Source organism: Pseudomonas sp., from assembly GCF_051660785.1.
In the GTDB taxonomy this organism is placed as follows: Bacteria; Pseudomonadota; Gammaproteobacteria; order Pseudomonadales; family Pseudomonadaceae; genus Aquipseudomonas.
In genome coordinates this window covers 23,015-36,217 of sequence record NZ_JBOFQE010000028.1, presented here as the reverse complement: position 1 = coordinate 36,217, position 13,203 = coordinate 23,015, and the positions used below count along the sequence as shown (strand labels likewise).

General features: G+C 58.4%; 14 protein-coding genes and 1 pseudogene. 13 read left to right on the top strand and 2 right to left on the bottom strand.

Annotated elements, in window-relative coordinates; all coding sequences use genetic code 11:
• Nucleotides 1–61 precede the first annotated feature (61 nt).
• The 9 genes from ACRC4F_RS07065 to ACRC4F_RS07025 are packed head-to-tail and all read left to right on the top strand — an operon-like array spanning nucleotide 62 to nucleotide 8,585.
• On the top strand, nucleotides 62–1,210 hold the full coding sequence (locus tag ACRC4F_RS07065) for an acyl-CoA dehydrogenase family protein (protein ID WP_438658672.1): 1,149 nt from the start codon (nucleotides 62–64) through the stop codon (nucleotides 1,208–1,210).
• Nucleotides 1,210–2,283: an acyl-CoA dehydrogenase family protein gene (locus ACRC4F_RS07060; protein ID WP_438658671.1), complete on the top strand. Its 1,074-nt coding sequence runs from the start codon at nucleotides 1,210–1,212 to the stop codon at nucleotides 2,281–2,283. The genes ACRC4F_RS07065 and ACRC4F_RS07060 overlap by 1 nt, the downstream gene beginning before the upstream one ends.
• On the top strand, nucleotides 2,280–3,080 hold the full coding sequence (locus ACRC4F_RS07055) for a crotonase/enoyl-CoA hydratase family protein (protein ID WP_057005059.1): 801 nt from the start codon (nucleotides 2,280–2,282) through the stop codon (nucleotides 3,078–3,080). Before ACRC4F_RS07060 ends, ACRC4F_RS07055 begins: the two co-directional genes overlap by 4 nt.
• A gap of 42 nt (nucleotides 3,081–3,122) precedes the next feature.
• Nucleotides 3,123–4,247: an acyl-CoA dehydrogenase family protein gene (locus tag ACRC4F_RS07050; RefSeq protein ID WP_273921653.1), complete on the top strand. Its 1,125-nt coding sequence runs from the start codon at nucleotides 3,123–3,125 to the stop codon at nucleotides 4,245–4,247.
• 24 nt (nucleotides 4,248–4,271) lie between these two features.
• Complete coding sequence (locus tag ACRC4F_RS07045) at nucleotides 4,272–4,823, top strand: glutathione peroxidase (protein ID WP_438658670.1); 552 nt, start codon at nucleotides 4,272–4,274, stop codon at nucleotides 4,821–4,823.
• Nucleotides 4,824–4,827: 4 nt separating this feature from the next.
• Entirely contained in the window at nucleotides 4,828–5,679 is an 852-nt protein-coding gene (gene panC / locus ACRC4F_RS07040; RefSeq protein WP_223434531.1) for a pantoate--beta-alanine ligase, read from the top strand.
• Nucleotides 5,680–5,739: 60 nt separating this feature from the next.
• Nucleotides 5,740–6,597, top strand: a complete 858-nt coding sequence (locus tag ACRC4F_RS07035) for a cache domain-containing protein (RefSeq protein ID WP_438658669.1) — start codon at nucleotides 5,740–5,742, stop codon at nucleotides 6,595–6,597.
• 42 nt (nucleotides 6,598–6,639) lie between these two features.
• Nucleotides 6,640–7,380 (top strand): alpha/beta fold hydrolase, encoded by a 741-nt coding sequence (locus tag ACRC4F_RS07030; protein WP_438658668.1) that lies wholly within the window; start codon nucleotides 6,640–6,642, stop codon nucleotides 7,378–7,380.
• Entirely contained in the window at nucleotides 7,380–8,585 is a 1,206-nt protein-coding gene (locus ACRC4F_RS07025) for an MFS transporter (protein WP_438658667.1), read from the top strand. Before ACRC4F_RS07030 ends, ACRC4F_RS07025 begins: the two co-directional genes overlap by 1 nt.
• Nucleotides 8,586–8,666: 81 nt before the next feature.
• Here the strand turns inward: ACRC4F_RS07025 and ACRC4F_RS07020 are convergent.
• Nucleotides 8,667–8,777 (bottom strand): annotated as a pseudogene (locus ACRC4F_RS07020) (integrase); the annotation flags it as partial.
• A 138-nt stretch (nucleotides 8,778–8,915) separates the two neighbouring features.
• Nucleotides 8,916–9,833 carry a transcriptional regulator GcvA gene (gene gcvA, locus ACRC4F_RS07015; protein ID WP_438658666.1) on the bottom strand — a complete coding sequence of 306 codons (918 nt, stop codon included), beginning with the start codon at nucleotides 9,831–9,833 and terminating at the stop codon, nucleotides 8,916–8,918.
• A gap of 303 nt (nucleotides 9,834–10,136) precedes the next feature.
• On the opposite strand from gcvA, the gene ACRC4F_RS07010 reads away from it, so the two are divergent.
• The 4 genes from ACRC4F_RS07010 to ACRC4F_RS06995 all read left to right on the top strand — a co-directional run bounded on the left by ACRC4F_RS07010 (nucleotide 10,137) and on the right by ACRC4F_RS06995 (nucleotide 13,201).
• A complete protein-coding gene (locus tag ACRC4F_RS07010) occupies nucleotides 10,137–10,910 on the top strand; it encodes an SDR family NAD(P)-dependent oxidoreductase (protein WP_438658665.1) in 774 nt (257 codons plus the stop codon).
• Between the two features lie 75 nt (nucleotides 10,911–10,985).
• Nucleotides 10,986–11,330, top strand: a complete 345-nt coding sequence (locus ACRC4F_RS07005; protein ID WP_438658767.1) for a carboxymuconolactone decarboxylase family protein — start codon at nucleotides 10,986–10,988, stop codon at nucleotides 11,328–11,330.
• A 72-nt stretch (nucleotides 11,331–11,402) separates the two neighbouring features.
• Nucleotides 11,403–12,071 (top strand): cupin domain-containing protein, encoded by a 669-nt coding sequence (locus ACRC4F_RS07000; protein WP_438658664.1) that lies wholly within the window; start codon nucleotides 11,403–11,405, stop codon nucleotides 12,069–12,071.
• Entirely contained in the window at nucleotides 12,068–13,201 is a 1,134-nt protein-coding gene (locus ACRC4F_RS06995) for a flavin monoamine oxidase family protein (RefSeq protein ID WP_438658663.1), read from the top strand. Before ACRC4F_RS07000 ends, ACRC4F_RS06995 begins: the two co-directional genes overlap by 4 nt.
• Nucleotides 13,202–13,203 lie beyond the last annotated feature (2 nt).

Sequence of the window (13,203 nt, the reverse complement as noted above, 5' to 3'; positions counted from 1 at the left end):
GCCGTTCTGTGGTCGCTTCGTTCGAAGCGATTGCGCCTGTGTTCAGCGTTAGAGAGCGCATATGGCCATCAGTCAATTTTCCTACAGCAATATCCCTCCCGAGGCGGAAGCGCTTCGCACCGAAGTGCGGGCGTTCATTCTCGACACACTGGCCGATTACCCACCCACCTTGAGTGCGCAGTCCTGGATGGGCTTCGACGCTGAATTCAGCAAGCAACTCGGCGCGCGAGGCTGGGTCGGTATGGCCTTGCCCAAAGCCTACGGTGGTGGCGAGGCGGGTCCTTTTGCGCGCTACGTGATCATTGAAGAATTGTTGGCCGCCGGTGCGCCGGTATCGGCCCACTGGATCGCCGACCGGCAAAGCGGACCGCTGATCAATCGCTTTGGTACCGAGCAACAAAAACGGCACTACCTGCCAGCCATTTGCCGGGGTGAAAGCTACTTCTGCATCGGCATGAGCGAACCTAATTCCGGTTCGGACTTGGCTTCGATCAAAAGCACTGCAGTGCGTGATGGCGATAGCTGGCTAGTCAATGGCCAGAAGGTCTGGACCACCAACGCGCACCATTCGCAGTACATGATTGCTCTGGTGCGTACCGGTGAGAAACAAGCCGCCCGGCATGAGGGCATGTCGCAATTTATCGTCGACCTGAGCCTGCCCGGCATCACCATCCGCCCGATTCGCGACCTGGCCGGTGGCGAGCACTTCAACGAAGTGTTTTTCGACAATGTGCGGCTGCCCGCCGATGCCTTGATTGGCACTGAGGGCAAGGGTTGGGATCAAGTGACCGCCGAACTGGCCTTCGAACGCAGCGGCCCGGAACGGTTCCTCAGTTGCATGGCGCTGTTGAAAACACTGATCGACGCGGTGGGCAAGACACCTGATGCATTGCAGGCGCGGGAGATCGGCCGCCTTTCGGCCAAGCTGCTGACGCTGCGCAATATGTCGTTGTCGGTCACGGCACAGCTGGCAGCGGGTGAACATCCAGCCTGGGCAGCCTCCTGCGTAAAGGACCTCGGCAATGCCTTCGAGCAGGAAATCCCCGAAGTTGCCCAGCTGTTGCTGGAAACCGAGCCACGGCAGGACGGCGGTAGCGAGCATGCACGCGTGCTGGCTTACCTGACACAGATGGCGCCCTCATTCTCACTGCGCGGGGGCACTCGTGAAATTCTGCGCGGCATCATTGCCCGCGGCCTGGGGTTGCGATAATGCGCGAGATATTCGAAGCGACGATTGAACGCCTGTTTGCCGATCTGGCGACGCCGGCTTATGTGATGGGTTGTGAAGGCGGCGAATGGCCGGCCGAGTTATGGGCCGCCCTGGACGAGTCGGGCTTCACCCAGGCGGGTGTATCCGAAGCGCTGGGTGGCGCTGAAGCCAGTTGGGCCGATATGTATGTGTTGGTCCGTGCCGCTGGGCGCTTTTCAGTTCCGGCACCTTTGGGTGAAGCCCTGCTCGGTAACTGGCTGCTGAGCAAGGCCGGCCTGGAGGGAAGGGCGGGTGCAATCAGCGTGGCCGCCAATTCCGATCTGGTAGTTGAAGGCGAGCGCGTTTATGGCACCGCCTGTTCGGTCCCTTGGGGGCGCAACGTTGAAGCGGTCGTCGCCATCGCCAATAGCCCAACCGGCGTTGCGCATGTGGTGCTGCTGCCGCGCAGCGCGGCGAGCGAGCTGACGTTGAGTCTGAATGTGGCGGGCGAACCGCGCGATGATTTGGGTTTCACCAGCGCCCAGGTACTGGCGCAAGCGCCGCTGCCCGGCGGGCTCGACGCCAATGTCCTGGAATTGGGCGGCGCAATGTTGCGCGCGGCACAGTCCGCCGGGGCATTGCACGCGCTATTGGACATGACCGCCAACTACGCCAGTGAACGCAAGCAGTTCGGCAAGCCGATCGGTTCTTTCCAGGCCATTCAACAACAGCTCGCAGTATTCGCTGAGCAGGCTGCCGCCGCCGGCATCGCGGCCGAGGCGGCCTTCACGGAATCCAGTGCGGGGCTCGCGGCGATGACCATCGCCGCGGCAAAAATCAGCACCGCAGAAGCCGCGAGCGTCGGCGCCGGTATCGCTCATTCGGTGCATGGCGCCATTGGTTTTACCGAGGAATATCCGCTGCATCTGCTCACCCGTCGGTTGTGGGCGTGGCGCAGTGAATTCGGCTCGGCCAGCCTTTGGAGTCAGCGCCTGGGTACTCAAATATGCCAAGGCGGCAGCGATGGATACTGGCCGTTGCTCACCAGCCATGGCCAACAACCCTCAACCCGTCTCGCGAGTAATCCGGTATGAGCCCGTTTCTACAGATTGAGCGCGAGGGCGGCATCGTCACCGTGCGCATGAACCATCCCGATACCCGCAATGCCCTGACGACGCGCGAGCAGATTCAGGAGTTTGTCGATCTCTGCGCTGAACTGCGCCGTGACATGTCGGTACGGGTCATGGTGCTCACCGGCAATGGCAGCGCATTTTGTGCCGGTGGTAACGTAAAGGACATGCACGAGCGCGGCGGCATTTTCGCCGGCTCGCCGTATGAACTGCGCAATACCTACCGGGACGGCATTCAGCGTATTCCCCTGGCGATTTATGAGCTGGATATCCCGGTGATCGCCGCGGTTAACGGTCCGGCGATCGGTGCGGGCCTCGATCTTGCCTGTATGTGCGATATCCGGCTGGCGGCGCCCAAGGCGATCTTCGCCGAGAGTTTCGTGCGCCTGGGCATCGTTCCGGGTGACGGCGGCGCCTGGCTGTTGCCGCGCATCATTGGTATCCCTAAAGCCAGTCTTATGGCCTTTACCGGTGACGCTATCGATGCAGCCAAGGCGCTGGAATGGGGTCTGGTCGAGCAAGTCTGCACCCACGAAACGCTGCAATCGGAAGCGCAGGCGCTTGCGCGCCGAATCGCCAGTAATCCCGGTCATGCGTTACGCCTGTGCAAGCGTCTGCTGCGTGAAGGCCAGCATATGCGCCTCGATTCGCTGCTGGAATTGTCGGCGGCGTATCAGGCGTTGGCGCATCACACCGAAGACCATCATGAAGCGGTGGCGGCTTTTGTCGACAAGCGCGATCCCAATTACCAGGACCGCTGATTACCCATCGCCCAATACAAGAATCGATCTGGAGTAAGCAAAATGCGTGGCGTATTTCGAGAAGACCACAACATGTTCCGTGATCAGGCCCGCCGTTTCGTCGACCGCGAAATCGTGCCCTACCTGCATGAGTGGGAAAAGAACGGCATCGTTCCCAAGGACGTCTGGCTCAAGGCCGGAGAGAACGGATTGTTGTGCTCCACGGTGCCCGAAGAATATGGCGGCCCCGGAGGCGACTTCGGTCACTCGGCAGTGATGATCGAAGAGCTGGCGCGGGCCAACGCCACCGCCGTAGGTTTCACCACTCACTCGGAAATCGTCACGCCTTACATCGTTGCCTATGGCAGCGAAGAGCAGAAGCAGCAATGGCTGCCGCGCATGGTCAGCGGTGAATTGATTGGTGTGATTGCCATGAGCGAACCGGGCATTGGCAGCGACCTGCGCGCCATGCGCACTTCGGCGCGGCGTGACGGTGATGACTACATCGTCAACGGCCAGAAGACCTTTATCACCAACGGCGGCAATGCCGGCCTGGTGGTCACCGCCACCAAGATTGATCCAGCGGCGAAGGAACTGACCCTGATCTGCGTTGAGGAAGACCGAGCCGGCTTTGCCAAGGGGCGTCTGCTGGAAAAGATTGGCCTGAAAGGGCAAGACACTGCCGAATTGTTTTTTGATGAAGTCCGGGTGCCCGTCGGCAATCGATTGGGTGAGGAGGGGATGGGATTCAAATACCTGACTCATCAATTGGCTTGGGAACGCCTGATCATCGCGATCCGTGCTGCGCAATCCATCGACACGCTGCTGGAAGAAACAATCGGCTACACCCGGGAGCGCAAGGTCTTCGGGAAACCGGTGCTCGACTTCCAGAACACCCGCTTCAAACTCGCTGAAGCCAAGGCCCAGGCCACCATGTTGCGGGTGTTCGTCGACGACTGCCTGGCCAAAGTGATGCGCGGTGAACTGACGCCGGAAATCGCGGCAATGGCCAAACTGCTGGGCTCGGAAATGCAAGGCAAGCTGCTTGACGAATTCCTGCAGTTACATGGCGGCTACGGTTTCATGAGCGAATACAAGATCAGCCGCGCCTGGGTCGACGCCCGGGTCGCGCGTATCTATGGCGGCACCTCGGAAATCATGAAAGAAATCATCGGCCGTACCCTTTGAAGCACAACTGCATGAGGCAAACAGATGAGTAACTCCCTTTACGACATTTCGCTGAAGCAGATCGATGGAAGCATCCGTACCCTTGGCGACTATCGGGGCAAAGTCCTGTTGGTGGTCAACGTCGCTTCAAAATGCGGGCTGACCCCGCAATACGAAGGCCTTGAGAAGCTCTACCAAAGCAAAAAATCTCAGGGCTTGGAGGTGCTGGGTTTTCCAGCCAACGATTTCAGGGAGCAAGAGCCCGGCAGTGACGCGGAAATCGTCGAGTTTTGTTCTGTGAACTACGACGTTCATTTCCCGCTGTTCTCGAAAGTTTCGGTTGTCGGTTCCGACCAGCACCCTCTGTATTCGAAGCTCACTGAAGCGCAGCCTGAGACTACGGGTGAGGGCCCTTTCCGGGAGCGTCTGAAGGGGTATGGCATTGAGTCCGCAAACACGACAGACGTGCTGTGGAATTTCGAGAAGTTCCTGATTGATCGTCAGGGCACTGTCGTTGCTCGTTTCGCCCCGGATGTCGCAGCTGATGATCCTCGGCTGCTTGCGGCAATCGAAGCTCAATTATCCCAAGGGGTGTGAACCGGTGCTGACAGTCGAAACAGTCAGCGCGCTTCGTGCCCTCGTGACCCGTGCACGAGGTGAAAACAGGAGAGTCGCCCTGGTGCCTACCATGGGCAACTTGCATGACGGTCATATCGCCTTGATTCATTGCGCGAAGCAGCGTGCTGACTTTGTCGTCGCGAGCATCTTTGTCAATCCACTCCAGTTTGGAGCGAATGAAGATCTGGCCAACTATCCCCGGACGCCCGACGCCGATCGGGAGAAATTGGTCAACGCTGGCTGTGATGTGCTGTTTGCCCCCACTGTCGAACAGATCTATCCGGATGGCATGCTCAGCCAGACCGTCGTCAGTGTGCCGAACATGTCTGAAGGTCTTTGCGGTGCGGCACGCCCTGGTCACTTTGACGGAATGGCGACGGTCGTTGCCAAGCTGCTGAACATCGTTCAGCCAGACGTGGCGGTTTTCGGTGAAAAGGATTATCAGCAACTGGCCGTCATTCGTTCGCTGGTAAAGGACCTCAATATGGTCACTGACATCGTCGGCGCACCAACGATCCGCGCGGCGGATGGCTTGGCATTATCGTCCCGCAACGGCTATCTGAATGCGGACGAACGCTCGTCCGCTCCCCTTCTTTACGCGTGTCTGAAGCAAATGGCTGCGTCAATTCGGAGGGAGAAGCGGGTAGACGAGGGCCAGTTACTGGCCTGTAGCCAACGCATGACAGCTGCCGGCATTGAGTTGGATTATTTTGAAGTCCGAAATGCGCAGAATTTGAATCCGGTGACGAGTCGCGATGTTCATCTAGTCATTCTGGTGGCGGCCCGCGTCGGTAAGACGCGGCTTATCGATAACTTGATGGTGGACCTTCGGTGACGCGAATCAACCTTCACGGGTCATCGCGACATCAAAAAAATCACCAGAGGAACAACACCCATGAGCCTCTATCGAGCGTTCACTGTTCTTGGCCTTTGCCTTGTCTCTCTTGTCGGCATGGCTCAACAAGCGCCAGCGGATGCCTATGGTGCCGACACCCAGCGTGCCAACGCCTTGCTGTTAAAAGCTGTCGCCGAATACAAAGCCAAGGGCGACACCGCCCTGGCCGAGTTCAGTCGCCAGGGAGCCTATGTCGATGGTGAACTGTACATCTACGTGGTCGATACCTCCGGTGTAATGCTTGCCAGCGGAGGGCCTTCGGTTTCACTGGTCGGAAAACCGGTGGTAAGCGTTCTGGACGACGACCTCAAGGCTGCATTCCAGCAAGCCATTTCGCAGCCAGACGACGGCATTGTGCGTAGCGCCGAATACCGCTGGTGGAACTGGCAACACGGTAAGGTCGAGCGTAAGCGCGTGTTCTATCAACGTGTGAAAGACCGGGTGATCTCCGTGGGTTATTACATGCCACGGTCAAGCCCTGAACAGGCACAACAGCTGCTGCGCCAGATTTCGTCGCAAGTTGCCAGCGACGCGAAAACCACCGTCGGGCTCATTAATCAGCACGATAAGCAGCTTACCCAGGATGATCTCTACGCCTTTGTGGTGGACCTGAAAACCAAGCGGTTCGTCGCTCACGGCTTTTCGCCCCGGCTGATCGGCACCGACTTCAAGTCATTGCGCTCAACCGACGGCAAGCCGATTGGCGAGGACATTCTCAAGCAAATGAATACGCATGAAGCAGGTGAGATCACCTATCAATGGCGCAACCCTATGACCGGGCAGAACGAATACAAGAGGACTTTTCTGCAGCGTGTGAACGGGTACGTCGTCGCCGTGGGCTGCTATGCAATCAAGTGATCAGAACAGGGACCACCGGCGCCCGCAGCAAGGAGTGTGCGCATGACCGATTTAGTGTTGCTGCATGGCGGCAATCATGGCTCGTGGTGTTGGGGGCCTTTTGTGGAGGCGTTAAACCAGCAATCCGGATGTTTCGAACGAGTAATCACTCTGGATATGCCTGGGTGCGGCAAGAAGCGTGGTCGGGATGTTGCATCCCTGCGGCTGGACGATGTGGTCAACGAACTCAATGAAGACCTGCATGCATTGGGTGTGAACCAGGCCATGTTGCTTGGGCATTCCATCGCTGGGGCCGTGCTGCCGATGATGGTGCTGGCCGCTCCTCAGCTGTATTCGCAGCTGGTGTACCTGGCCTGCGCATTGCCCAGTGAAGGCCAATCCATTCTGGAGTTGCTTGGCAATACGTTACACGGCGAAAGCCCGGAACATGTCGGTTGGCCGCTGGATCCAGCGCAAACTACTCCTCAAGCGCTGGCTGTGGCCATGTTCGGTCACGACCTGGATGAGCAAACCCTGGGTTGGTTGTTAGGCGAAGTTAGCCAGGACACAACACCACTCTGTGTGGCGACAGAATCCATCCGCCGTGAGGGATACTCGGGAATGATTCCGGCGAGTTACATCATCACACTGCGCGACAACATTTTGCCCGTGGACTGGCAGCGCCGTTTTGCGCAACGTGCCGGTGCTGGCGTGGTTATAGAGATAGATACCGCGCACGAGCCGTTCGTATCACACCCGCAGCTGCTGGCGGATGTCGTACGGGGTATAGAGCGGGATGAGTGATGAGCGAGCTCGTTGTTTTAAGTCATGGCAACGGTAAGACAATCCGCAGCAACCGGTTGATCCTTTCCATTATCGTCTTCAACTTTATCTCCTACGTCTGCAGTGGCTTGCCGCTTGCGGTGTTGCCGGGCTACGTCCTCAATGACTTGGGCCTGACCTCAGTTTTCGCTGGTGTAATGATCAGCTCGCAGTACTTGGCAACACTCCTGGCTCGTCCGTTGGCCGGCGGTGTAGCAGATCGACTGGGAGCCAAATACGCGGTGGTGTGTGGGTTCGGTGGCCTGATGGTGAGCGGCAGCCTGACGACACTCGCCATCATGCTTCCCACCCACCTCTGGTTGACCCTGACTCTGTTACTGCTGGGCAGGCTGGTGCTGGGTGCGTCCACGGCCATGATCTCCACGCCTTGCTGCACCTGGGCCATCGGGTTATGTGGTGCCCCTCGGGCAGCACAGGTCATGTCGTGGAATGGGATCGCGGCCTACGGCGGTACGGCGGTCGGCGCGCCATTGGGTGTGTTGCTTCGCCATTCACTGGGCCTCGCCAGTGTTGGGTTGTGCACGGTATTGTTCGGATTGGTGTTCCTGGTTTTGGCACTGGGCAAGCGTCCGGCGCCGTTGGTGGCAGGTGCCCGTCTGGCCTTTCATCGAGTGCTGTTCGCCGTCATGCCCAATGGCCTCGTTCTGGTCTGTAGCTCGGTAGGGTTTGGCGGACTGACCGCTTTCGTCGCGCTGTATTTCGACAGCCTGAGCTGGGATCACGCGGCCTACTGCCTGAGTGGTTTCGGGGCGGGTTTTATCGTTGCGCGCTTGTTGTCGCCGGGGATACTGCAGCGATACAGGGGGTACCGCGTGGTGGGGGGGTGCCTAGTTGTACAGACTTTGGGCATGCTGCTGATATGGCTCGCGCCGTCTCCTGCTCTGGCCATTGCCGGTGGAGTGCTGACCGGAATAGGGGTGTCATGGATTTATCCGGGGCTAGGCGTGGAGACATTGGCGAGCACTCCTCCCGCGAACCGAAATTCGGCGCTCAGTGCTCTCTCGTTGTTCTTTGATATTGCAGTGGGGATGGCCGGGCCGGTCATGGGGCTTATTGCTTCAGGATTTGGCTATGCCGCGATTTTTCTCTGTGCGGCGCTGATGTCGATAGGCGGGTTTTTGGTGGTGCTCTGCCTATGTTGGCGAAGTGATCATCTGGGTAACTGATAATGACTTGTTAGCCAAATCTGAACGCGACTTGCAGTACCGCTTCAAAGTACGACACGTCGAAAGGTTCCCCATGGGCTAGTCTCGGACTCGCAGCTTGGTTAAGTCCCAGGCACGTAGTTTGCTGTCGATGGTCAAGTTGAAGAGCGCCAAATCACGTGTCTTCTTCGCAAGCTGGAGTCTGACCCGTATTGCCGAGAGTCCGCTACTGGCCGATTTCTGCCTTTCAGGAAGGGCAGAAAACGACTCGTTGCGGCCGTTCGCTAACGATTGCAAGTGGCCGGTTTCCGTCCCTTACGTCAGGCAGAAAACGGCCTAAGCTGAAGTTCATTACCAGGTATTCGCTACCTCGGATAGCAACCACTCTCGGAAGGTTGCCAGCCTTGGCAAGCTGGCACACTCTGGTCGGTAGACAACGTAGTAAGCCAGCTCTGAAGCAACGCTAATGTCTGGGAACAGTCGAACCAGGCGGCCGCTCGCCAGGTCATCACGCGCCATTACGCTGCGGGCTAGCGCGACACCATGCCCTTCGACTGCAGCCTGCAGGACGGCAGCTGAGTTGTTGATTTGCATGCCGCGAAGGGTGGTCGTGTCCGTCACGCCAGCCTTGCGCATCCAGGTTTCCCAGGTCGGGAAGCCTGAGTGGTTATCCATCGAGAGATCGTGAATCAACATCTCCCGCACCAGGTCATCGGGCTTGTGCAGGCGCCAGTGCTCTCGCAGCAATTGCGGCGAGCACACTGGATAAATCTCTTCGTCCATCAGCTTCTCGGCAGCCAGCCCTGGCCACCTGCCCGTGCCGTAGCGCACACCGATGTCGATTTGCTGAGCAACGAAATCCACCGGCTTGAGGTTGGTGTCCAGTCGCACGTCCGTATCAGGGCAGATGACCTGGAAGCGGTCGATTCGGGGCAGTAGCCACTTGGCGGCGAAGGCCGGGCTTACGGCCACGGTAAGCACTCCACGGATCGAACTTTCCTGAAGCCGCTCCATCCCCAGGGTCAGTCTGTCGAAGCCTGCTCGAATGTCCGGTAGAGCACGTTCGGCAGCATCCGTGGGAATTAGCCGTGCTTTACCGCTGGTATTGCGGACAAACAGAGGCGTTCCTAGCCAATCCTCCAGTGTACGTACGAGCTGGCCAACCGCTGCAGGCGTGACGTGCAGCTCGGCTGCAGCCGAAGAAAAGCTCTGGTGGCGGGCACTGGCTTCAAAAGCACGCAGCGCGTTGAGATGAACTGGAGCCTTCATATCAAAAAAGAATTTCTTTTGTGGTGAGACACTTTATCTCGTTTGTTGGCGGATTTGGAAGCGAGGAAGATTCGTTCCAAGGCCAAGGGTGCTGATGCTTAGCCACCCGAAGTCAACGGAAAGTCTTTGGAGTTTAGCTGTGTTGGAAAGTTTTTCTTCCTGATCTACAGCTTCCAGACACCCAACGTTGCACTGGCCCATAGAGGACGAACTGCCTGCCGGAGACGGCGTCTTTGGCAAGCGACTCGTCCCAATCCCCGTTAGCCAGACACCTGCCGTGGGCAGGTGCAAAGAGGTCTCCCAATGAGCAATCAATTCAACGGTAAGAAACTGCTGGTCGTCGGTGGCACCAGTGGCATGGGTCTGGAAACTGCACGCCAGTTTCTCAACGAAGGCGGCAGCGTAGTGATAGTCGGTAACCGTCCGGAAAAAACCGAAGAGGCTCGTAAAGACCTTTCCGCTCTGGGCAACGTGACTGCCCTTACTGCAGATCTGACCAGCGACGAAGGCCTGGCCAAACTGATCAAGTCCATCTGCGAGCAGCACTCGGATATCGACATGCTGGTAAACGCTGCGGGGGTGTTCTTCCCGAAACCCTTCCTGGAACACCAGGATGCGGACTACGACCAGTACATGAAGCTGAACAAGGCGTTCTTCTTCATTACCCAAAAGGTTGCCGCCAACCTGGTCGAGCAAAGCCGTCCAGGCGCCATCGTGAACATCGGCTCGATGTGGGCTAAGCAGGCAATTTCCGCCACTCCGTCCTCTGCCTACTCCATGGCGAAAGCCGGCCTGCACTCCTTGACTCAGCACCTCGCGATGGAACTCGCTTCGAAGAACATTCGCGTGAATGCCGTTTCGCCGGCAGTTGTGCAGACCCCGATCTACGAAGGCTTTATTCCGAAGGCCGAGGTGCACAGCGCTCTGCAAGGCTTCAACAGCTTCCATCCAATTGGCCGTGTTGGCACCCCGCAAGACGTAGCCGGTGTAGTTGCCTTCCTCCTCTCCGAGCAAGCCAGCTGGGTTACCGGTGCCATCTGGGACGTCGACGGCGGTGTCATGGCTGGTCGCAACTAAGACCTGCGCCCAGTTGCCACCCGACCTGCCGTGACCTCACTTCCGGCCTCAACCATTACTTGGAGAAGAACCATGATGCAAGACTGGAATGCCTACCGCGAATCCCTGCTGGAGCGCGTAGGCGACTATGCCAAACAAAGCCCCGACGTTATGCGAGGCCTGACGACCATCGACAATGCGGCTGTCAAAACGGGTCGTCTGGAGCCGAAGGTCCATGAGCTGATCGCATTGGCTGTGGCTATCACCACTCGCTGCGATGGATGCATTTCCGTCCACACCAAAAAGGCTGTTGAGCACGGTGCTTCCCTCGAGGAAATAACCGAGGCGCTGGGCGTGGCCATCGCGCTGAATGCTGGTGCAGCACTGACCTACTCGGCGCGTGTCGTCGAGGCTTACCAGCAGTTGCCTGCCAAGCAATAAGCCGTATCGACGAGGGCTGATCGCTTCTGTAGGGGGGATCGGCGACCTCGCATCCTCGTTAGGATAATCCGTATGTTGATCAACGCCGACTTCACTCGCCCCGCTGTTTTGGCTCCACACGAATACCAGTGGGTTGCTTCGCCCCAGACAGGTGTCGACCGCGTGATGCTGGATCGTGTCGGTGCAGAGAAAGCGCGTGCCACGAGCATTGTGCGCTATGCCCCGAACTCTTACTTTCCAAGTCATCTGCACCCTGGTGGGGAAGAGATCCTGGTGCTGTCGGGCACTTTCTCTGACGAGGTAGCGGACTATCCTGTGGGTTGGTATCTACGCAATCCGCCTGGCTCGAGCCACCGGCCGTACAGCGTCGAGGGCACCACCATCTTCGTGAAGTTGCAGCAGATGCCTGCCCGCGAGCAGCACCACGTGCGCATCAATACCCGATACCCGTCCAACTGGCATCGCCAGGGCTCGCGTGAGTTGTGCCCGTTGTTCGCTGACGATTCGGAACAGGTGAGCCTGCAACGGCTAGGAACGAACGAGTTGCTCTACGACGAGTTGCTGAACGGCTTCGAGTTACTGGTGCTGGAGGGCAGCGTAATGGCGGACAGACAGTCCTGTGAGCGCGGCGCTTGGTTACGAATGCCAGCAGGGCAGCACTTGGATGTCGTTGGTGGCCAACAGGGAGCCACCGTTTACCTGAAAACCGGTCACCCGGCTCATCCGGAGGTAGAAGCATGACCACGCAAACCACCCGTATTGTCATTGTTGGTGCCGGATTGAGTGGGCTGTATGCGGCCTATCTGCTGCAGCATCGGGGAATCAGTGATTTCGTTGTTCTGGAAGCTCGGGATGAGCTTGGCGGACGCATTGCGTCAATCAATGCCGAAGGACAGGCAGTCCAGCACTCTTCAAAGAACAGTATCGTTGATCGCTTCGATCTGGGGCCTACCTGGTTCTGGCCGGGCTACCAGCAAGAACTGGATGAGCTTGTCGACGCGTTGGGGGTTGAGCGATTCGAGCAATTTGAAGCGGGCGACATGGTTATGGAGCGTGCGTATGAAGGCCCTGCCGTACGCATGCGCGGTTACGTCAGCTCACCGCCATCCATGCGTCTGGTCGGTGGCATGGGTGCGCTGGTCGAGGCTCTGCTTCGCAAGGTGAACCCACAGAAAATAATCTGCGGGCAGACCGTGCGTCTGCTTCGCAAGGATGACACCCATGTCGAAGTCGAAAGCAAAAACGCTCACGGCGCAGTGACGACCTGGCGTACTGAGCATGTGCTTTTGGCACTACCGCCACGTCTGCTCGAAAGCACGGTCGACTTCGAGCCATCCCTGCCTGCGGAACTTGCCAGGCTGTGGCGAACGACTGCCACGTGGATGGCTCCTCAAGCCAAGTACATCGCAATCTACGAGACACCGTTCTGGCGAGACCAGGGACTGTCTGGCGGGGGCCGCAGTATGCGAGGGCCTCTGGGCGAAATCCATGATGCCTCCATGCCTGGCGGAAGCTCGGCACTGTTCGGCTTCATCGGTGTACCAGCGAGTACACGCGGCAAGATCCCTGACGAGATGCTGCGCAAGCTTTGCCGAGAACAACTGGTTCGGATGTTCGGTCCCGCAGCTGCGATGCCGAAGGCCGAATTCATAAAAGACTGGGCGCAGGACTCTTGCACGGCCACCAGCGCCGATGTGAATGCGATTGCCCAGCATGCAGCCGTGCCCTCCACCAGCGCCTCTTCCGGGCCCTGGCATGGATGCCTGACGGGTATCGCCAGTGAGTGGGCGTCACAGTTTCCTGGATACCTCGCCGGCGCCGTAGAGGCGGCCCGATTGGGCGTGCAGGATCTGATTTCATTTAAAGAGTGATG

Coding starts and splice junctions, on each gene's coding strand:
- ACRC4F_RS07035 (WP_438658669.1), top strand. CDS start 5,740: ATGAGCCTCTATCGAGCGTTCACTGTTCTTGGCCTTTGCCTTGTCTCT.
- ACRC4F_RS07060 (WP_438658671.1), top strand. CDS start 1,210: ATGCGCGAGATATTCGAAGCGACGATTGAACGCCTGTTTGCCGATCTG.
- ACRC4F_RS07065 (WP_438658672.1), top strand. CDS start 62: ATGGCCATCAGTCAATTTTCCTACAGCAATATCCCTCCCGAGGCGGAA.
- ACRC4F_RS07055 (WP_057005059.1), top strand. CDS start 2,280: ATGAGCCCGTTTCTACAGATTGAGCGCGAGGGCGGCATCGTCACCGTG.
- ACRC4F_RS07025 (WP_438658667.1), top strand. CDS start 7,380: ATGAGCGAGCTCGTTGTTTTAAGTCATGGCAACGGTAAGACAATCCGC.
- ACRC4F_RS07045 (WP_438658670.1), top strand. CDS start 4,272: ATGAGTAACTCCCTTTACGACATTTCGCTGAAGCAGATCGATGGAAGC.
- ACRC4F_RS07030 (WP_438658668.1), top strand. CDS start 6,640: ATGACCGATTTAGTGTTGCTGCATGGCGGCAATCATGGCTCGTGGTGT.
- ACRC4F_RS07050 (WP_273921653.1), top strand. CDS start 3,123: ATGCGTGGCGTATTTCGAGAAGACCACAACATGTTCCGTGATCAGGCC.
- ACRC4F_RS07010 (WP_438658665.1), top strand. CDS start 10,137: ATGAGCAATCAATTCAACGGTAAGAAACTGCTGGTCGTCGGTGGCACC.
- gcvA (WP_438658666.1), bottom strand. CDS start 9,833: ATGAAGGCTCCAGTTCATCTCAACGCGCTGCGTGCTTTTGAAGCCAGT.
- ACRC4F_RS07005 (WP_438658767.1), top strand. CDS start 10,986: ATGCAAGACTGGAATGCCTACCGCGAATCCCTGCTGGAGCGCGTAGGC.
- ACRC4F_RS06995 (WP_438658663.1), top strand. CDS start 12,068: ATGACCACGCAAACCACCCGTATTGTCATTGTTGGTGCCGGATTGAGT.
- ACRC4F_RS07000 (WP_438658664.1), top strand. CDS start 11,403: ATGTTGATCAACGCCGACTTCACTCGCCCCGCTGTTTTGGCTCCACAC.